Source organism: Tabrizicola sp. YIM 78059 (assembly GCF_004959785.1).
GTDB classification, from domain to species: domain Bacteria; phylum Pseudomonadota; class Alphaproteobacteria; order Rhodobacterales; family Rhodobacteraceae; genus Tabrizicola; species Tabrizicola caldifontis.
Genome location: NZ_SJZH01000002.1, coordinates 336,880 through 355,936 on the forward strand (window position 1 = coordinate 336,880; position 19,057 = coordinate 355,936).

The 19,057-nt window shown below is 66.6% G+C and carries 16 protein-coding genes; 8 read left to right on the top strand and 8 right to left on the bottom strand.

Going from position 1 to position 19,057, the window contains the following annotated elements; all coding sequences use genetic code 11:
• Positions 1-71: 71 nt before the first annotated feature.
• Complete coding sequence (locus tag EZM81_RS04285) at positions 72-719, bottom strand: carbonic anhydrase (protein ID WP_135447629.1); 648 nt, start codon at positions 717-719, stop codon at positions 72-74.
• Positions 720-863: 144 nt separating this feature from the next.
• On the opposite strand from EZM81_RS04285, the gene EZM81_RS04290 reads away from it, so the two are divergent.
• The 3 genes from EZM81_RS04290 to EZM81_RS04300 all read left to right on the top strand — a co-directional run bounded on the left by EZM81_RS04290 (position 864) and on the right by EZM81_RS04300 (position 3,696).
• Positions 864-1,250 carry a hypothetical protein gene (locus EZM81_RS04290; RefSeq protein ID WP_136644895.1) on the top strand — a complete coding sequence of 129 codons (387 nt, stop codon included), beginning with the start codon at positions 864-866 and terminating at the stop codon, positions 1,248-1,250.
• A 230-nt stretch (positions 1,251-1,480) separates the two neighbouring features.
• Complete coding sequence (locus EZM81_RS04295) at positions 1,481-2,878, top strand: M17 family metallopeptidase (protein WP_136644896.1); 1,398 nt, start codon at positions 1,481-1,483, stop codon at positions 2,876-2,878.
• Positions 2,878-3,696: an NlpC/P60 family protein gene (locus EZM81_RS04300; RefSeq protein WP_136644897.1), complete on the top strand. Its 819-nt coding sequence runs from the start codon at positions 2,878-2,880 to the stop codon at positions 3,694-3,696. The genes EZM81_RS04295 and EZM81_RS04300 overlap by 1 nt, the downstream gene beginning before the upstream one ends.
• A 44-nt stretch (positions 3,697-3,740) precedes the next feature.
• Here EZM81_RS04300 and EZM81_RS04305 read toward each other — a convergent pair whose 3' ends face one another.
• Both EZM81_RS04305 and EZM81_RS04310 read right to left on the bottom strand, forming a co-directional pair.
• Positions 3,741-4,088: a DUF2794 domain-containing protein gene (locus tag EZM81_RS04305; RefSeq protein ID WP_135447619.1), complete on the bottom strand. Its 348-nt coding sequence runs from the start codon at positions 4,086-4,088 to the stop codon at positions 3,741-3,743.
• Between the two features lie 43 nt (positions 4,089-4,131).
• Positions 4,132-5,127, bottom strand: coding sequence for an asparaginase (locus tag EZM81_RS04310; RefSeq protein WP_135447617.1), 996 nt, complete (start codon positions 5,125-5,127; stop codon positions 4,132-4,134).
• A 167-nt stretch (positions 5,128-5,294) separates the two neighbouring features.
• Between EZM81_RS04310 and EZM81_RS04315 the strand changes: the two genes are divergently transcribed.
• Together EZM81_RS04315 and rlmN are read left to right on the top strand one after the other, a co-directional pair.
• Entirely contained in the window at positions 5,295-5,816 is a 522-nt protein-coding gene (locus tag EZM81_RS04315; RefSeq protein ID WP_136644898.1) for an invasion associated locus B family protein, read from the top strand.
• A 121-nt stretch (positions 5,817-5,937) separates the two neighbouring features.
• A complete protein-coding gene (gene rlmN / locus EZM81_RS04320; protein WP_136644899.1) occupies positions 5,938-7,110 on the top strand; it encodes a 23S rRNA (adenine(2503)-C(2))-methyltransferase RlmN in 1,173 nt (390 codons plus the stop codon).
• A gap of 4 nt (positions 7,111-7,114) precedes the next feature.
• On the opposite strand, the gene EZM81_RS04325 is transcribed toward rlmN, so the two are convergent.
• Entirely contained in the window at positions 7,115-8,407 is a 1,293-nt protein-coding gene (locus EZM81_RS04325; RefSeq protein WP_135447610.1) for a cation:proton antiporter, read from the bottom strand.
• 183 nt (positions 8,408-8,590) lie between these two features.
• Between EZM81_RS04325 and EZM81_RS04330 the strand changes: the two genes are divergently transcribed.
• Entirely contained in the window at positions 8,591-9,796 is a 1,206-nt protein-coding gene (locus EZM81_RS04330; RefSeq protein WP_371685720.1) for a winged helix-turn-helix domain-containing protein, read from the top strand.
• Between the two features lie 20 nt (positions 9,797-9,816).
• Here EZM81_RS04330 and selD read toward each other — a convergent pair whose 3' ends face one another.
• Together selD and serB are read right to left on the bottom strand one after the other, a co-directional pair.
• Complete coding sequence (selD, locus tag EZM81_RS04335) at positions 9,817-12,006, bottom strand: selenide, water dikinase SelD (protein ID WP_136644901.1); 2,190 nt, start codon at positions 12,004-12,006, stop codon at positions 9,817-9,819.
• Between the two features lie 153 nt (positions 12,007-12,159).
• Positions 12,160-13,038: a phosphoserine phosphatase SerB gene (gene serB / locus EZM81_RS04340; protein ID WP_135447603.1), complete on the bottom strand. Its 879-nt coding sequence runs from the start codon at positions 13,036-13,038 to the stop codon at positions 12,160-12,162.
• Between the two features lie 153 nt (positions 13,039-13,191).
• Between serB and EZM81_RS04345 the strand changes: the two genes are divergently transcribed.
• Complete coding sequence (locus EZM81_RS04345) at positions 13,192-14,349, top strand: phosphoserine transaminase (RefSeq protein WP_136644902.1); 1,158 nt, start codon at positions 13,192-13,194, stop codon at positions 14,347-14,349.
• 86 nt (positions 14,350-14,435) lie between these two features.
• Positions 14,436-16,028: a phosphoglycerate dehydrogenase gene (serA, locus tag EZM81_RS04350; RefSeq protein ID WP_135447598.1), complete on the top strand. Its 1,593-nt coding sequence runs from the start codon at positions 14,436-14,438 to the stop codon at positions 16,026-16,028.
• A 51-nt stretch (positions 16,029-16,079) separates the two neighbouring features.
• Here the strand turns inward: serA and EZM81_RS04355 are convergent, their stop codons facing one another.
• Together EZM81_RS04355 and EZM81_RS04360 are read right to left on the bottom strand one after the other, a co-directional pair.
• A complete protein-coding gene (locus EZM81_RS04355; RefSeq protein ID WP_136644903.1) occupies positions 16,080-18,038 on the bottom strand; it encodes a proline/glycine betaine ABC transporter permease in 1,959 nt (652 codons plus the stop codon).
• Positions 18,035-19,054 carry a glycine betaine/L-proline ABC transporter ATP-binding protein gene (locus EZM81_RS04360; RefSeq protein WP_136644904.1) on the bottom strand — a complete coding sequence of 340 codons (1,020 nt, stop codon included), beginning with the start codon at positions 19,052-19,054 and terminating at the stop codon, positions 18,035-18,037. The genes EZM81_RS04355 and EZM81_RS04360 overlap by 4 nt, the downstream gene beginning before the upstream one ends.
• Between the last annotated feature and the right edge of the window lie 3 nt (positions 19,055-19,057).

Consider the following 19,057-nt stretch of genomic DNA (forward strand, 5'->3'; position numbering starts at 1 on the left):
CGTCTTGTGAAAGTTCTGACAAGGGCAATCGGTGCGAACCCCACTGTTCAAGCCCTGCATGAAGCTCGCGTTCAGACCGGGACGAAGCCGTTGCGAACCGGGTCGTACTGTTCCAGCCCGCCCTCGCCCGTGTCGGTCCACAGGCCGTGCAGCGTCAGCCGGTCGTCCTCGACCGCCGCGCGCACGAAGGGGAAGGTCAGCAGGTTTTCCAGACTGGTCAGCACGGCCTGCTTTTCCAGCGCGCGCAGGATCTCGTCATCGGGCAGGCCGGCGACCTTCTGGAAGCCGGGGCGCAGGATATCCATCCAGCGGCCGACGAAGCTGGATTTCTCCTCCAGTTCGGGCGCGTGGCCCCGGCACATGTCATGACAGCCCTTGACCCCGCCGCAGTTGGAATGGCCCAGCACGACGATATGGGCGACGCCAAGGCCGGTGACGGCATATTCCACCGCCGCCGAGGTGCCGTGATATTCCCCATCCGGGTTGTAGGGCGGCACCAGGTTGGCGATGTTGCGATGGATGAAGAACTCTCCCTCGTCCGCGCCGAAGATCGAGGTGACATGCACCCGGCTGTCGCAACAGGAAATCACCATGGCCCGGGGGTGCTGCCCGTCTGATGCCAGCCGGCGATACCAGGCCCGGTTTTCCTGATAGGTGGTGGCACGCCAGCCATGGAAGCGCTGCACCAGATAGGCGGGCAGGGGGCGGAAATGGGTCATGGGCGTCGTCCTTCTTCGCCTCTCCCTATTCGGCATTTGTGGAAAATTCGAGAGGCAAAAAGCGCCTTCGCGTCATCGGGAGAAACCAATTGTTCAACCTGGCCCCGCAAGCTGACCTTCGGGTGGTGTGCTGGACGAACGGGCATGAACACGGGTGTGATTGCGATGCTCTCGCCGCGCGAGGTCGTGCGTCAGGATATCGCGGCGATCGCGGCGATCTACCGCAACCTTGGCGCGCCGACGGCGGAACAGATGGTGGCCCGGGCGCTGGGGGGGCTGGCGCTGACCATGGCAGGCATCGCCGAGAAGATCCGCGCGCAGGATCTGCATGACGTGGCGCGACAGTTGGGACGGTTGAAGCTGCAGGCCGATGATCTTGGCCTGGTCAGCCTTGGCCTGGTCGCCGGGGATGCCTGCATCTGCCTGGAACGCGGCGACGGAACCGCCTTTGCAGCCGTCTGGGCAAGGCTGCTGCGGATCGCCGACAGATCGCTTCCTGCCGGGCCCGGCATCGCCGGCCAGTCGGGCTAGGAAGCTTGATGTCGCACGCCCCTGTCAAACGAGCGTTGCCACACCTGGGCATCCGGTCATCCGGTCCGGATGGGCCAGGGCCGGGAATCCCGAAACGCCGGGCTTCGGGAAGGTTCTGCCCGAACCCCGAAAAAACCTGCGGTCTGGGCGCGGTCACGCTTGATTTTCCGGGCCTGCTTCATCCACTTGGGGCAATGTCCCCTTGATCTGGCTTGCAGATGCCCAGTGCCATGACCTTTTCCCTTGCCGATCCCGCGGCGCCCTGCCGGACCTTGCATGTGCTGCGGCCCGAAGAACTGCCCTCATTCCTGGACGGTGCCGGACGCCCTTGGGCGCCCTGGCTGACCTCGACCGCGTTCGAGGCAGGACTGGGCGATCTTCGGCTTCTGCCGGGCGAGGACGGGTCCGTCTGCGCCGCCGTGGCAGGGTTTGGCACCGCACAGGCGCGCCGACGTCAGAGGTTCGGCCTGGCGAAGGCGGTATCTGGCCTGCCCTCCGGCAACTGGCGGATCGAAGGCCGGCTCTCGCCGGACGAAAGGACCGAGGCCGCGCTGGCCTGGCTGCTTTCGTCCTACCGGTTCGACCGCTACCGCCCCGGTCGCAAGCCTGCGCCGCAGGCCCTGCTGGTCTGCCCGGAGGGCGTTGATGCCCCCCGCCTGATCGCCATGGCCGAGGGCGAGGCGCTGACCCGCGATCTGATCAACACCCCGGCGCAGGACATGGGCCCGGTCGAGCTCGAGGCCGTCGCCCGCGCGCTGGCCGCCCGTTTCGGCGCCGCTGTCGCCACCACGGTGGGCGAGGACCTGCTGGCCGCGAATTTCCCTATGATCCATGCCGTGGGCCGCGCCAGCCCGCGCGAACCCAGGCTGATCGACCTGCGCTGGGGCGAAGCCGGGCCTGCGCTGACGCTGGTGGGCAAGGGTGTCTGCTTCGACACGGGCGGGCTGAATCTGAAACCGTCCAACGGCATGAACCTGATGAAGAAGGACATGGGCGGCGCGGCCACGGTTCTGGGGCTGGCCCAGATGATCATGGCGCTGGGCCTGCCGCTGCGTCTGCGCGTCCTGATTCCAGCCGTCGAGAATGTGGTGGCAGGTAATGCCCTGAAACCAAAGGACATCCTGACCAGCCGCAAGGGCCTGACGGTCGAAGTGAACGACACCGACGCCGAAGGACGCCTGGTGCTGGCCGATGCGCTGGCCCTCGCCTGCGAGGAGGCGCCGGATGTGCTGGTCAGCATGGCCACGCTGACCGGCGCGGCACGGGTGGCGGTGGGGCCGGACATTGCCCCCTATTACACCGATGACGCATCGCTGGCCGCGGCACTGGAACAGGGCGCCGCACGGGGGTTCGACCCGGTCTGGCGGATGCCGTTCCACGACCCCTATGACGCGGTGATCGAACCCGCTATCGCCGATCTGGACAATGCGCCCGGCTTCGGCTTTGCAGGCTCGATCACGGCGGCCCTGTTCCTGCGCCGCTTCGTCGATGGCCCGCGCTACCTGCATTTCGACATCTACGGCCACACGCCGACCGATCAGCCCGCCCGTCCGAAGGGCGGTGTCGGGCAGGGCGCGCGGGCGATCCTGGGTGCCTTGCCGCAGATCCTGGGTCTGGACGCCACCTGATGGACCGCCGCGTTACGCCCTATTCGGGCCGCGTGGCCCATGTCAGCCTCAAGGGCAGGATCAGCGCCCCCCTGACCGAGGGGAGGTCGGGCCGGATCGTCGTGCCGCTGGCCGACCTGCGCGACAAGCCCGGCGGTGCGCGTGACCGGCAACTGCTGATGGGCGCTGCCGTCACCGTGATCGACCACGAGGAGGGGCATCTGTTCGTGCAGTCACGGCGCGACGGTTATTGCGGCTGGGTCGAAAGCGCGGCAGTCGGCGAAGGGCCGGAACCGACGCATTGGGTGGCTGCCCCGGCCACGCACCTTCATACTGAACCCTTGGTGCAGGCGCCCGAAACGGCCAGCCTGTCTCTGGGCTCGCAGCTGGCCGTTACCGCCTTTTCGGGTGCCTGGGCGCAGACACCACAAGGCTTTGTGCCGCTCTGCCATCTGCGCCCGATCGGGCAATGGGCGCCCGATGCGGTTTCGGTAGCCGAAAGCCTTTTGGGGACGCCCTACCTGTGGGGCGGAAATTCGCGCTTCGGGATCGACTGTTCCGGCCTGGTGCAGGTGGCGCTGCATGCGACCGGGTGCGACTGCCCCGGCGACAGCGACATGCAGATGGAAATGGGCCGGCCACTCGCCCCGCAAGAAGGACTGAGTCGTGGCGATCTCCTCTTCTGGAAGGGCCATGTGGCGTTGGTGGTCAACCCGGACGTGCTGATCCATGCCAATGGCGCCACGATGTCGGTGGCCTGCGAAGGGATCGTCGAGGCGATTCGGCGGATTGCAGAAGCGGGCGGCGGACCGGTTCTGGCCCGCAAGCGGCCGGGGTGACGGCCCCGGGCAGCCGGTCGCCATGACCCTGCCCCCCGGACCGATCAGCCGACCGGACCGATCAGGCGCTTTTCCAGCACCTTCAGCACCTGCTCCAGCTCATGGCCGCGGCGCAACACGCGGCCGTCCTGGGCGACCACGGCATACTGCCCCTGACGGGCGCGCAGGCGCGGGCGCTTCTCGATCCGGTAAAGCGGGGTTTCGGCTGTGCGGCGGAAAATGCTGAACACGGCCAGGTCGCGCAGCGCGGCGATGGCATAGTCGCGCCATTCGCCTGCGGCCACCATGCGGCCATAGACCCGCAGGATCAGGCCCAGCTCCTTCCGGTCGAAACTGACCTGATCGGGGGCCCGGTCGGCCTGCGGAAACGGGATCGGCGCTTCGGCGTTCATCGGAAAAGCTTACGCGGTTCGGCCTCCGAATCAAACGGTGATATCAATCCGGGAAGCCGGGCGCCGCCTGAATCCGGCCGGTCTCGATTCCGCGCCAGTTGGTCTGCCTGCCGCCCAGCCGTTTCAGCGCCGCCGGATGGGCAGGGTCCAAGACCCCCGCGCGGACCAGCAGCGCCGTGATCGCCGCTTCGGCCCCGCGGGTGCCGCCATCGGCGATCTTCAGTGCGATGCCGCGTTTCTGTTCGGGCAGGATCGCCACGAACACCGCCTCGGCCCCGGTCTTGATGGCCACCTTGTGGTCCATGGCGCGCATCAGTTCCGTGCAGGCACGCCCTTCGCCCGCGACAAGTTCCGGATAGGTTGCCATGGCCCTTGCCAGCCGGTGCATGGCGCGGTCGCGCACCCCGCCCGACCCGCTGGCCGCGGCGAAGGCCTGCATCGCACGGGCCAGCCCGGCGACCGACATCGCGAAATTGGGGGCCGAACAGCCATCGACCCCCCAGCCGGCGACCGCCTCTGCCGTAACCTCTTCGGTGGTCTGCCGGATCGCTTGCTGCAGCGGATGGTCGATCTCGACATATTCCGGCCCGGCGCCAAGATGGCGGGTGACGGTCAGAAAGCCGCAATGCTTGCCGGAACAGTTGTTGTGCAACTGGCAGGGGCTTTCATCGGCCTTGATCAGGCGGTTCCGTTCGGTCCGGTCATAGGGTTCATGCACGCCACAGCGCAAGGCAGGCTCGGCCAGGCCCAGCGTCGCAAGCCAGTCGCCCGCCATCTTCACATGCCGCGCCTCGCCCTGATGGCTGGCGCAGGCCAGCGCTAGATGCGCATCGGTCAGCCCGACGGCATCGGCGGCACCGGACTCGACCAGCGGCAGTGCCTGGATCATCTTGCAGGACGACCGCGGAAAGATCACCGTCGCCGGGTCGCCCCAGACATCCTCGATGCCCCCTGGCCCCCAGATCACCGCATGGCCAGCATGTGTGCTTTCCAGCAGGCCCCCGCGCCAGAGTTCAACCATCGGATGCGCGCCGGACATATCCGTTCCCCGTAACATGTGCGCGAATAGCCGCCCATGGGGCTTTCGCGGCGTGGCGGTTTTGATTATGGCTGCAATATCGGGTAGAAGAGCCGCGCGCCAGTCGAAAGGCCGCACCAGACGGTGGCGCGCAGGGGCACGAAGACAGCTTGGAGGCTGCTACACACATGACTTCCCTTCTCGGCCGGGCGCTTGCAGTCGCCGCGTTCTCTTTTTCGGCGCATGCCGCGGTTGCGCAGGAATCGACCAACCGTGTCGCCACGATGACCGACTGGAACGTCTTCACCGAGGACAGCCCGACGAAGGAATGCTGGGGTGTCTCCAAGCCCAAGGAATCGGTCAACACGCGCGATGGTCAGCCGGTCAGCGTGCGGCGGGGTGACATTCTGCTGTTCGTGACCTTCCGTCCGGGCCGCCCGGGCGAGATCAGCTTTACCGGGGGCTACCCCTTTGCCAAAGGCTCGACGGTCGAGGTTGCGATCGACGGCGAGTCCTACAAGATGTTCACTGATGGTGAATGGGCCTGGCCCGGCAGCGCCGAAGATGACGCAAGGTTGCTTGCCGCGATGAAGGCGGGCACGACGGCCGTGCTGACCGCACGCTCGGGCCGCGGCACCCAGACCAAGGACACCTTCAGCCTGCGCGGATTCACCGCCGCGATGACCGACGCCGAACAGCGCTGCAAGTAAGCCGCTATGCACGTCGGAAGGCGCCCCTTCGCGGGGCGCTTTTCTTTTTGTCGAACCTCGCCTATATGCGCCGGACCGCCCAGATCGCCTGTGACAAGGCCCGACCCAAGGATCTGCCACGATGACCGCCCCCATCACGCAAGATGTGCTCACCATTCCGCGCAAGCTGCCCCAGACCGGCAAGACGAACATCGTCGGCCTGACGCGCGAGGCGCTGCGCGCCGCGCTGATCGCCGCCGGCACGCCGGAAAAGCAGGCGAAGATGCGGGTCGGTCAGGTCTGGCAGTGGGTCTATCACTGGGGCGTGCGCGATTTCGCGCTGATGACCAACCTCGCCAAGGATTACCGCGCACTTCTGGCCGAGCATTTCACCATCGAGATTCCCGAGGTGGTGACGCGGAAGATCTCGGCCGACGGCACGCGCAAGTATCTGGTGCGCATTGCCGGCGGGCATGAGGTCGAGGTGGTCTATATCCCGGAAACCGACCGGGGGACGCTGTGCATCTCGTCCCAGGTCGGCTGCACACTGACCTGTTCCTTCTGTCATACCGGCACGCAGAAACTGGTGCGCAACCTGACCGCGGCGGAAATCGTCGGCCAGGTGATGATGGCGCGCGACGATCTGGACGAATGGCCGGTGCCGGGCGCGCCGAAGGAAGAGGTGCGGCTCATCTCGAACATCGTGCTGATGGGGATGGGCGAGCCGCTCTACAATTTCGAGAATGTCCGCGACGCGATGCAGATCGTTATGGACGGCGAAGGGATCGCGCTTGGCCGCCGGCGGATCACGCTGTCCACATCCGGCGTGGTCCCGGAGATCGCCCGCACCGCGACCGAGATCGGCTGCCAGCTGGCGGTCAGCCTGCATGCCACCACTGACGAGGTCCGCGACGTGCTGGTGCCGATCAACAGGCGCTGGAACATCGTGACGCTGCTTGAGGCCTTGAGGGCCTATCCGGGCCTGTCGAACAGCGAACGGATCACCTTCGAATATGTCATGCTGGACGGGGTGAACGATTCGAAGGAAGACGCCCACCGGCTTGTGAAGCTTCTGGAAGGGATCCCGGCCAAGGTGAACCTGATCCCGTTCAACGAATGGCCAGGCGCGCCCTACAGGCGGTCGTCGAACAACCGTATCCACGCCTTCGCCGACATCATCTACAAGGCGGGTTACGCCAGCCCGATCCGCACCCCCCGCGGCGAGGACATCATGGCCGCCTGCGGCCAGCTGAAATCGGCTACGGAACGTGCGCGCAAGTCGAAGGCGCAGATCGAGGCCGAGGCGGGCCTCTGACCGCTCAGTTCTGCGGGGCCGGATCGGGCACCGGCGCCTCGGGCACGACGACCGCCTCGGCCTTGGCCTTGCGCGCCCAGCGCCGGTCCAGCAGGTGGAACAGAAGCGGGTTCGCCAGGATCGACAGCATCGCACCGGCCACCACCAGGTCGCGCGCCTCGGGCGGCACGATGTCCAGCGTCACGCCCATCGTGATCAGGATGAAGGAAAACTCGCCGATCTGGGCCAGGCTTGCCGCGATGGTCAAGCCCTTGTCGTGGTCGTGCCCGAAGGCCCGGACGATGTAATAGGCCGCCAGCGCCTTGATGCCGATGATGATCGCCACTGTTGCCAGCAGGGCCAGCGGCTTGGCCAGAACGATCTCGGGGTTGAACAGCATCCCGACCGAGACGAAGAACAGCACCGCAAAGGCGTCGCGCAGCGGCAGCGTTTCGCGCATTGCCTGTGAAGACAGCGTCGAGGACGACATCACCATCCCGGCGAAGAAGGCGCCCAGCGCGAAGGACACGCCGAAGAAATGCGTCGCGCCATAGGCCACGCCCAGCGCGATGGCCAGGACCGCCAGGCGGAACAGCTCGCGCGATTTCGTGTGCGACACGAAATGCAGCGCCCATGGAATGGCCCGCCGACCGATCACCAGCATCAGCGCCACGAAGGCCGCTGCCTTCACCATGGTGATCAGCACCGTCGCGGCGATGGGGCCGATCCCGATGTTGCTGGTGACTTCGGCCACGATCTCGGCTTCTTCGCCCACGGGGACGGGCGTACCCCCGAGCAGCCCGGCAAGGGGCGGGATCAGCACCAGCGCCAGGACCATCACCAGATCCTCGACGATCAGCCAGCCCACGGCGACCCGGCCCTTCTCGGTCTGCACCAGCTCGCGGTCCTGAAGTGCCCGCAGCAGGACCACGGTCGAGGCGACCGAAAGCGCAAGGCCGAAGATCAGCCCGGCACCAAGGCTCCAGCCAAGGAACCAGCCGACAAGGGTGCCGAACCCCGTGGCCACCGCGATCTGCCCGACGGCCCCCGGCACCGCGATCGCCTTCACCGCCATCAGGTCACGCGGCGAAAAGTGAAGCCCCACCCCGAACATCAGCAGGATCACCCCAAGTTCAGCCAGCTCTGTCGCCAGATCCATGTCGGCGACATAGCCCGGCGTGAACGGCCCGATCAGGACGCCGGCCAGAAGATAGCCGGCGATCAGCGGCAGTTTCAGCCGCTGTGCCAGCAGGCCGAACAGGAAGGCAAGGCCGAAGCCGGCGACAAGGGTGGTGATCAGGGGCGTTTCGTGCGGCAAATCCTTGTGGTCCTTTCCGGCCCGTCCCCTTGGGGGAAGCGGCCATGCGGTGTCACGGGTATTGTCAGGAGACGACCAGATACTAGGCATTCGCCCCGGCATGTCCAACCGGACAGCGGCAAGTTCCAGCGCAAATCCGCCGTTTGCTGAAATCTGCTGCAATGTTACGCCTTCGGGATGCCTGTGCCGATCCCCAACACCCGCGCCCGCCGTCTGTTCCTGGAACGCCATGCCCTGGCCGAGCCGCCGACCGGCCCGGCCAGCGGCCAGGCTCTGCACGACCTGATTGCGCGAATCGGCTTCGTCCAGGTGGACAGCATCAATACGGTTGCCCGGGCGCATGACATGATCCTGTGGTCGCGGCGACAGTCCTATCGCACCCCGGCGCTGAAGCGTCTGCTGGAACAGGACCGCAGCCTGTGGGAACACTGGACGCATGACGCTTCGATCCTGCCGGTCGGGCTGCACGGGATCTGGCAACACCGCTTTGCAAGGGACGAGCAACGCCTGCACCGCAACTGGCGGCGCTGGTTCCGCGAAGGCTATGAGGCGCAATTGGACTGCATCCTCGACCGCATCGCCAGGGACGGGCCGGTGGGTACCGCCGATGTCGGTGAGGGCGAGCCGCGCAGTCGGGGCGGCTGGTGGGACTGGCACCCTTCCAAGACCGCGCTGGAATGGCTGTGGCGGACAGGGAAGATCGCCGTCACCCGGCGGGATGGTTTCGCCAAGATCTATGATCTAGCCGAAAGGGTGATCCCCGAGAGGCATCGGACCCCGGTCCCGGCCGAAATCGTGACCGACTGGGCGTGCCGATCCGCGCTGCGCCAACTGGGTTTCGGCACATCGGGCGAGATCGCGGCCTATTGGAATGCGATCGATCCAGAGCAGGCCAGGGGCTGGTGCCGGGCTGCGCTTGCCCGGGGCGAGATCGTCGAGGCCATGGTCGAGGGCGCCAGCGGCCAGCGCCGAACTGTTCTGGCCTTCCCCGAAATTCTTGACGCAGAGCCACCCGAACCCGGCCGCCGTATTCGTATCCTGTCGCCCTTCGACCCCTGCCTGCGCGACCGCGACCGGGCAGAATTCCTGTTCGGCTTCCGCTATCGGATCGAGGTTTTCATCCCGGAACCGAAGCGGATCTATGGCTATTACGTCTTTCCCGTGCTCGAGGGCGACCGGCTGATCGGGCGGATCGACGCAAAGGCATTCCGTGATGCTGGCGCCCTGAGGGCAAGGGCCTTCTGGCCCGAGGCCGGGGTCAGGCTGACAGGGGGCCGGCGCGAAAGGCTGGCAGCGGAACTCGACCGGCTTGCCCGCTTTGCTAGCTGTTCGCGGGTAGAATTCCTTGACGGCTGGGAACGGGAGCCCCGGGCTCCCCTGCCCGCCTGATGGCCGGATCTGCCCCGGCGTCAGGCCGTGACGGTCAGATGCGGCGACCCGGCCTGCACTTCGCCGATCAGGGCCGCGTCGTGGCCAGCCCTGCGCAGGTCGGCAAGGATCGCCTCGGCCCGGGCAGACGACATGGCAACCAGCAGCCCGCCCGCCGTCTGCGGATCGGTCAGCAGCAGGGTGCGCGGATCGTCGGGCGCGGTCATCCGCCAGCTGACCGCCGCCAGGTTGGCCGGTTGCAGCGACGAGCCGTAGCCTGCCTGCGCCAGATCCAGCGCGCCTGACATCAACGGGACAGCCGAAAGCCGGATGGTGGCACAGGTACCGGAGGTTTCCAGCATCTCCAGCAGGTGGCCAGCCAGTCCGAAGCCGGTGACATCGGTCATCGCATGGGCCTCGGGGGCAAGGATCGCGGCGGCGCTGCCCTGGGCGCGAGACATCTGGTCGATGCAGGCGGCCCAGATCTCGCCCAGCATCCGGCCGTGCAGGCGGGCCAGCGCCATTTCGGCGGCCAGGATCGTGCCAGAGCCCAGCGGCTTGGTCAGGATCAGCGCGTCCCCGGGTCGCGCGCCACCCTTGCCGATGACGCGCCGCGCGGTGCCGGTGACGGTGAAACCGACGGTCAGTTCCGCCCCTTCGGTGGAATGGCCCCCCACCACATCCGCCCCTGCGGCACGGAAGGTGGCAGCGGCTTCGGACATGATCTCGTCCAGCATCCGCTGCTGAAGCGATGGGCCCAGCGGTGGCAACACCACCTGCGCAAGCGCGACCTGAGGGGTTGCACCCATCGCCCAGACATCGCCCAGCGCATGCAGGGCCGTCAGCCGCGCCATCAGCCGGGGGTCAGCGGTGAAGGCACGCAGATGGTCGGTGGTCATCACCTGCACATCCCCGCCCGGCAGGGCCAGCACTGCCGCATCGTCGCCTGGGCCCGACAGCACCTCGGGCCGGGTGGGCGCGGGAAGGCCCGAAAGTGCCGCGCCCAGGATCTCTGACCCCAGCTTGGCACCGCAGCCGCCGCAAAGCGGGCGCTGCGCCAGATGCCGTGCCAGACCTTCCACCGCAGGGGCGGGTGCGGCGGGGCGCGGCATGGCGGGCAGGTCGGCGACCTTTTCGATGAACTGCCTGTCGATCCTGTCCTTCAGCCGCCAGATCCGGCCACCGGCCAGCGAAAGCCCCCACTTGTCGGCCACCGCTTCCTGCGCGCCAAGGGCAACGAGCTTCAGGTAATCCGACTGGGGCCGGAACCGGCGCAGGGTCTTTCCGGCAAGTGCCGCCCGCAGGTTCGCATGCAGGACGGGCGCGGCGCGGACCGCGAATACCCCTGCCTTTGGCCGGGCAGCCCCGCGGATCGTGGCGCAATCCCCGGCGGCGAACACTGAGGGATCGCTGGTCCGCAGCCTGTCGTCGGTCACCAGAAACCCCCGCTCGGTCTCCAGCCCGGTTTCGGCAAGCCAGTCGTGGGGACGCGCGCCCGCGACAGTCAGCGTGAAGTCAGAGCCGATCTCTTCGCCGCCCGCCAGGGTCACCTTTTCCGGCCCGATGGCGGCAACCACGGCGCCTGTGCGCAGGGCAATTCCGTCGGCGGCAAGCCGCGCCAGCACCTTGCGCCGCGCCGATGATCCAAGCCCCGGCAACAGGGCGGTGGCGCGGTCGATCAGCGTGATCTGCGGGCTGGAGCCCAAGGTCCGCAACCGATGCGCCGAGGCCAGCGCCAGTTCCACCCCGCCAAGCCCCGCCCCCAGGATCACCACACGGGGAAAGGTCAGGCCGCGGGCAAGGAAGGCCTCCCAGGCTGCAGCATAGGCAGCCAGGGGTTTTGCGGACACCGCATGATCGGCACCCGGCAGGTCGGGCAGGTCCGAGGTGATGCCGACATCGACCGAGGCAAGGTCGTAGGCCAGCGGTGCCCGCCCCGCCAGCCAGACCTGTCGCGTGCGGGGGTCAAGGCCGATGGCCCGATCAAGGATCAGCCGCGCGCCGGCAAACCGGCAAAGCCGGACCAGGTCAAGCATCAGATCCTCGCGCCGGTAATGGCCGGCAATCATGCCCGGAAGCATGCCGGAATAGGGCGCGACCGGGTCCGGGTTGATGACGGTCAGCCGGGCACCTGCCAAGGGGTCCATGCCCCACATGCGCAGCACCAGCGCGTGGGTGTGGCCGCCGCCGATCAGAACAAGATCCTTGATCTGGGGATAGCTGGGGGTCATTGGCAGTGGCCTCGGTTGGCGCGGGCGGATCACTTCTGGCTTGTGGGCCGTGTGCGGCCTGATCGCAAGGTCTGCGGGCAAGGATGTGCCGACTGCGTGAGAATGCGGCGGATGCCTGCGGCACCCCACCCGGCTACGAAATGCCCGAACCGGTCAGGCTGCGGCGAACTGATCGCGGGAATAGCCTTGCAGATAGAGCAGCGCGGTCAGGTCGCCGTGGTTCACGCGCACCTCGCATTCAGCCTGGACCCTGGGTTTGGCATGCAGCGCGACCCCGATACCCGCCGCCTTCAGCATCGGCAGGTCGTTTGCCCCGTCACCGACGGCCAGAACCTGCTGCGGCGAAATGTCCAGCCGGGCAGAAATCTCATGCAGGGCATGAAGCTTGGCCTCCTTTCCCAGGATCGGCTCGGCGACAGTTCCTGCAAGTCTGCCGTCCTCGATGTTCAGCCGGTTCGCGCGGTTCTCGTCAAAACCCAGACGCTCGGCCACCGCTTGGGTGAAGGCCGTGAACCCGCCCGAGACCAGTGCGGCATAGGCCCCGTTCGCCTTCATCGTGGCCAGAAGCACCCTGCCCCCCGGCATAAGTGTGATCCGGTCGCGCAGAACCCGGGCAATCACCGCTTCCGGCAGGCCTTTCAACAGGCTTACCCTTTCGCGCAGGGCCCCTTCGAAATCGAGTTCACCATTCATCGCCCGCGCGGTGATGTCGGCAACATGCGCGCCCACCCCGGCCTCGTCGGCCAGCTCGTCGATGCATTCCTGGGCGATCATCGTCGAATCCATGTCGGCGATCAGAAGGCGCTTCCTGCGCCCCTCGGCAGGCTGCACCACCATGTCCACCCGCAGCGCCTGAAGATCCTGCCAGACCTGCCAGCGATTTTCCGGCACTTCCGGCAAATCGAACTCTGCCGCCACGCCGGGGTCAAGCCAGCGTGCTTCTCCACCGCCCCAGGCGTTGCGAAGTGATTCCACCGTCACCCGCTCCAGCACCGGGGTTTCGGGGTTGGTCAGCAGGGTGACAACATGCATGGACAGGTTTCCGATAGTGAACAACGGCGTCGCTTTTTCACGAAGATGCGGCGCATTAGCGCGATTTTGTCCCTTGCGCCAGTGTGCCGGGGCCGTTACCCACAGCGGCGGGACACCCTTCCCCAACGAAGGGCATTTAGCTGGAAGGCTACCATGACTGACCTGACCCCGCCGGCCAAGCGCCCGGCCAATCCGCGCTTTTCCTCCGGCCCCTGCGCCAAGATTCCCGGATATTCGCTCGACATGCTGGCCGACGCCCCCCTGGGCCGAAGCCACCGCGCCGCCGTCGGCAAGGCTAAGCTGAAAGAAGCGATCGACCTGACGCGCGAAATCCTCGGCGTCCCCGCCGACTACCGCATCGGCATCGTGCCGGCCTCGGACACCGGCGCGGTCGAGATGGCGATGTGGTCGCTCCTCGGCGCACGCGGGGTCGAGATTCTCGCCTGGGAGTCGTTCGGCGAGGGCTGGGTGACCGATGTGGTCAAGCAGCTGAAACTCGACGCCACGGTCCGCAAGGCGCCCTACGGGCAGATCGTGGACTTCACGCAGGTCGATTTCGACAAGGACGTGGTCTTCACCTGGAACGGCACGACCAGCGGAGTCCGCCTGCCGAACGGCGACGCGATCCCCGCCGACCGCGCGGGCCTTACCATCTGCGACGCGACCAGTGCGGCCTTTGCCATGGACCTGCCCTGGTCGAAGCTCGACGTGACCACCTTCTCCTGGCAGAAGGTCCTGGGCGGCGAGGGCGCGCATGGCGTCCTGATCCTTTCCCCCCGTGCCGTCGAGCGGCTGGAGAGCTACACCCCCGCCTGGCCGCTGCCCAAGATCTTCCGCCTGACCGCCAAGGGCAAGCTGATCGAAGGCATCTTCCAGGGCGAGACGATCAACACGCCGTCCATGCTGGCGAACGAGGATTACCTGGTCGCGTTGAAATGGGCGAAGTCGATCGGCGGCCTGCCGGCGCTGATCGCCAGGGCCAATGCCAATGCGCAGGTCGTCTGGGACTTCTGCGCCGCAAACCCCTGGATCGCCAACCTGGCCGAGGATCCGGCGACGGCCTCGACCACCTCGGTCTGCCTCAAGTTTACCGATCCCCGCATCACCGATGGCGAGGCCTTTGCCAAGGCTGTCGCCAAGCGGATCGAGAAGGCCGGCGCGGGCTTCGACCTCGGTGCCTACCGCGACGCGCCGCCTGGCCTGCGGATCTGGTGCGGCTCCACGGTCGAGACGGCGGATGTCCAGGCGCTGATGCCCTGGATCGCCTACGCCTTCGAGGCCGAGATCGCGGCGCTGGCTCAGGCTGCCTGACATCATCGGTGCGCGTGAACGCGCACCCTACCCCGCATCGTAGGGTGCGCATTCATGCGCACCTTCCGCACACACAGGATTGACCCATGCCCAAAGTCCTCGTTTCCGACGAACTTTCCGAAACCGCCGTCCAGATCTTCCGTGACCGGGGGGTCGAGGTGGACTACATGCCGAAGCTTGGCAAGGACAAGGAAAAGCTGGCCGAGATCATCGGCCAGTATGACGGCCTCGCCATCCGCTCGGCCACCAAGGTCACCGAGAAGCTTCTAGAACGCGCCACCAACCTGAAGGTCGTCGGCCGCGCCGGGATCGGCGTCGATAACGTGGACATCCCCGCCGCCTCGAAGAAGGGCGTGATCGTGATGAACACGCCCTTCGGCAACTCGATCACCACGGCGGAACACGCTATCGCCATGATGTTCGCCATTGCCCGGCAGATCCCCGAGGCCAATGCCTCTACCCATGCCGGAAAATGGGAAAAGTCCAGGTTCATGGGGGTCGAACTGTTCAACAAGACCCTCGGCGTGATCGGGGCGGGCAACATCGGCGGCATCGTCTGCGACCGCGCGGTGGGCCTGCACATGAAGGTCGTGGCCTACGACCCCTTCCTGTCGGAGGAACGTGCCAGGACGCTGGGCGTGACCAAGGTCGAGCTGGACGAGCTTCTGGCCCGGGCCGACTTCATCACGCTGCATGTGCCGCTCACCGACAAGACCCGCAATATCCTCAGCCGCGAGAACCTTGCGAAGACGAAGCGGGGCGTCCGCATCATCAACTGTGCGCGCGGCGGCCTGATCGACGAGGCCGCGCTGAAGGAGATGCTTGACAGTGGCCACGTCGCAGGGGCCGCGCTGGACGTGTTCGAGGTCGAACCCGCGACCGATAACGTGCTTTTCGGCCATCCCAACGTGGTCTGCACCCCGCACCTCGGCGCCTCGACCACCGAGGCGCAGGAAAACGTGGCGCTCCAGGTGGCCGAGCAGATGGCGGACTACCTTCTGACCGGCGCGGTGCAGAACGCGCTGAACATGCCGAACGTCACGGCGGAAGAGGCGGCGATCATGGGCCCCTGGATCAAGCTGGCCGGTCATCTGGGCAGCTTCATCGGCCAGATGACCGAGGAACCGATCCGCGCCATCAACATCCTCTACGACGGCCGCGTCGCCGAGATGAACCTCGCCGCGCTGAACCAGGCGGTGATCGCGGGGGTGCTCAAGGCGCAGAACCCGGACGTCAACCTTGTCTCCGCCCCCGTCGTGGCGAAGGAGAAGGGCATCCAGATCTCGACCACCCGGCAGGAAAAGACCGGCGTGTTCGATGCCTACATCAAGGTGACTATGGTGACGGACAAGCGCGAACGCTCGGTCGCGGGGACCTGCTTCAGTGACGGCAAGCCGCGCTTCATCCAGATCAAGGGCATCAACATCGATGCCGAGATCGGCCGCCACATGCTCTACACCACCAACGAGGACGTGCCGGGCATCATCGGCCTTCTGGGGATGACGATGGGCAAGAACAACGTCAACATCGCCAACTTCACCCTCGGCCGGTCGGGCGTGGGGCAGGATGCCATCGCCATCCTCTACCTCGACCAGCCGATCGACCCGAAGGTGATCGAGACGCTGGAAGGCACCGGCATGTTCCAGCAGGTCAAGGCGCTGCAGTTCGAGGTCGCCTGACCGGGCCATTCCGGCCTGGCATGCCTGCGGGGGCTCGGCAGAGCTTCGGCTTCACGTTGCCGCAAGCCGGGCCCGTGCCCGGCTTGCGGCAACACCGATGAGACGGTCGGCAATGATGGCGATGGCCGCAACGGCAAGGCCGGCCACCAGTCCGCGCCCGACATCGGCCGTCGCAAGCGCGGCATAGACCTCTTGCCCAAGGTCGCGCGTGCCGACCAGCGCGGTGATCACCAGCATCGACAGCGCCAGGAGGATCGTCTGGTTCAGCCCCAGCAGGATCATCGGCACCGCCATCGGCAGGCGGACCTTGCTCAGGATCTGGCCCCGCGTGCAGCCGCAGACCACCCCCGCCTCGATCAGTTCGGCCGGAACCGAACGCAACCCGTGCGCGGTGTATTTTACCGCCGGCACCAGCGCGAACAGGACAACCGCGATCATCGCACTGAAATCGCCGACGCGGAACAGCATGACAACCGGGATCAGATAGACGAACGAAGGCAGAGTCTGCAGCGTATCGACCACCGTGCCGATGATCCTGCCGGCCGTCTGGTTCGACGCGGCCAGGATTCCCAGAGGCACCCCGATGACCATGGCGAGGACAACCGAAAGTCCGCAAAGGTATACCGTGATCATCGCCTGTTCCCACAGGCCCGACGCGGCGATGAAAAGACCCAGCGCCAGCACCAGGGCCGCAAGGCGCAGGCCGCCCAGTCGCCAGCCGGCAAGGGTCAGGACAGCAAGCAGGAAGGGCCAGGGCAAGGCCAGGAAGAAGCGTTTCACCGGCAGAAGCAGCGTTTCCAGGAACCAGACCCGCACCGCCTCGAGCTGATCGAAGTAGTTGACGTTGATATGCGCAATCAGGTCTGACCAGAAGGGTTTCGTGGTGATCTGCCAGGCCTTGGGCCAGTCCTGCAAGGCAGGGATCAGGTAACCCAGCGCCCCGGTCGCCAGTGTTACAGCCAGCACAATGGTCGTGCGGGGATGGCGACGCCACCAGTTGCCCTTGCGCGGCTCGCTGCGCGCCACGCGTTCCGACATCGCCTGGCTCAGCCGGTCCAGCACCACGGCCAGCGCCGTGATGGCAAGCCCCGCCTCGACTCCCCCACCGATGTTCAGCCGCCGCAGGGATTCGAGCACATCCGCGCCAAGACCCCCGGCACCGATCATCGAGGCGATGATGACCATGTTCAGGCTGAGCATGATCACCTGGTTGACCCCGACCATCAGGTCGGGCAGCGCGACCGGCAGCATCACCTTGCGCATCCGCTGCCACGGCGTGCAGCCGGCCATGTTGGCGAAATCCACGATCTCGGAGGGAACCGCGCGCAGGGCCACGACCGTCACCCGGACCATCGGCGGCATGGCATAGATGATCGTGGCCAGCAGGGCCGCCACGGGGCCGAAACCGAAGAGCACCAGGATCGGAACAAGGAAGGCAAAGGTCGGGATCGTCTGCATGAGGTCGAGGATCGGGGTCAGCACCCTTTCCACCCAGCGCCAGCGCCAGGCTGCGATCCCCTGCACCACCCCACCCACGACACCCAAGGGCACGGCAATCGCAATCGAGGCCAGCGTGACCATGGCGCTGTCCCACTGGCCGAAGATCGCCAGATAGGCCATCAGTGCCCCCGCCAGAAGGCCCAGCCAGATGCTGCGGGCATAGTGCCCCAGCGCAACCGCGGCCACCGTCACCGCCACCCAGGACAGCGGTGGGATGATCGTGGTCGCGCGACGGCCCTTGCCCTCGGTGATGCCGTCCACCAGCAGAACCTTCACCACCTCGTAGGGTGCCTCGATCAGGGTGGCGAAGGCGCGCGTCAGGCCCTTGACCGTCACCGGGCCGATGGCGGCGCTGTCGGTGAGCCATTTCATGCCGGCCGACAGCCAGGCGGCAAAGGGAAGATGCATGGCCTGCGGCGGCCACAGCCAACCGGCGGGCACCGTGGCGAAGATCGTCAACCCCAGTGCGATCAGCGCGATCCCCGCCCAGATCCCGCGCCAGAGCGTCATGCCGACCTGCCTATCAGGACCGAGATCACTGCCGCCGGGGTGACATGGCCGATCACCTGGCCATCGCGTTCCACAGCAAAGGGCGCGTCTGCCGAGACGATCCTTTCGGCCACTTCCTCGATTCGCGCTGCGCCAGGCAGGGTTCCGGCGACGCTGTCCGGCAGACCTGCGACCGCAAGCCGCCCCAGGGTCACTACCTTGGAGCGCGTCACATGCGCGGTGAAGGCGGCGACGTAATCGTTTGCAGGGGCAAGCACCAGGTCTTCGGGGGTGGCCACCTGCACGACGGCCCCGTCCTTCATGATGGCGATCCGGTCGGCAAGGCGGATCGCCTCGTCGAAGTCGTGGGTGATGAAGATGATGGTCTTCTTCAACTGCCGCTGGATGCGCAGGAATTCTTCCTGCATCTCGCGCCGGATCAGCGGGTCAAGCGCGCTGAAGGGTTCGTCAAGGAACCACAGGTCAGGCTCGGCGGCAAGGCTGCGGGCAATGCCCACGCGCTGCTGCTGCCCGCCGGACAGTTGGCGCGGATAGTTGCCCTCACGCCCCTGAAGGCCCACCAGCTGAACGACCTCGCGCGCCCTGGCTTCCCGTGCGGCACGGTCCATCCCCTGGATTTCCAGCGGAAAGGCCACGTTTTCCAGCACCGTCAGATGCGGCAGCAGCGCGAAGTGCTGGAAGACCATGCCCATCCGGTGCCGGCGGATTTCGATCATCCGGGCGGGCGATGCCTTCAAGAGATCCTCTCCGTCATAGAGGATCTCGCCGCCCGTGGGTTCGATCAGCCGGGACAGGCATCGCACGAGGGTGCTCTTGCCCGACCCCGACAGGCCCATGATGACGAAGATCTCGCCTTCCGCCACTTCGAGGGTGACATCGCGCACCGCCCCCACATGGTCGGATTGTCGGATCTCTTCCATGGTCGGCACCGCGCCGCCTGCCAGAAGCCGTTCCGGGTGCGGGCCATAGATCTTCCAGACATGCCGGCAGGCAAGCTTGACGGGGCGTTCGGTCATCCG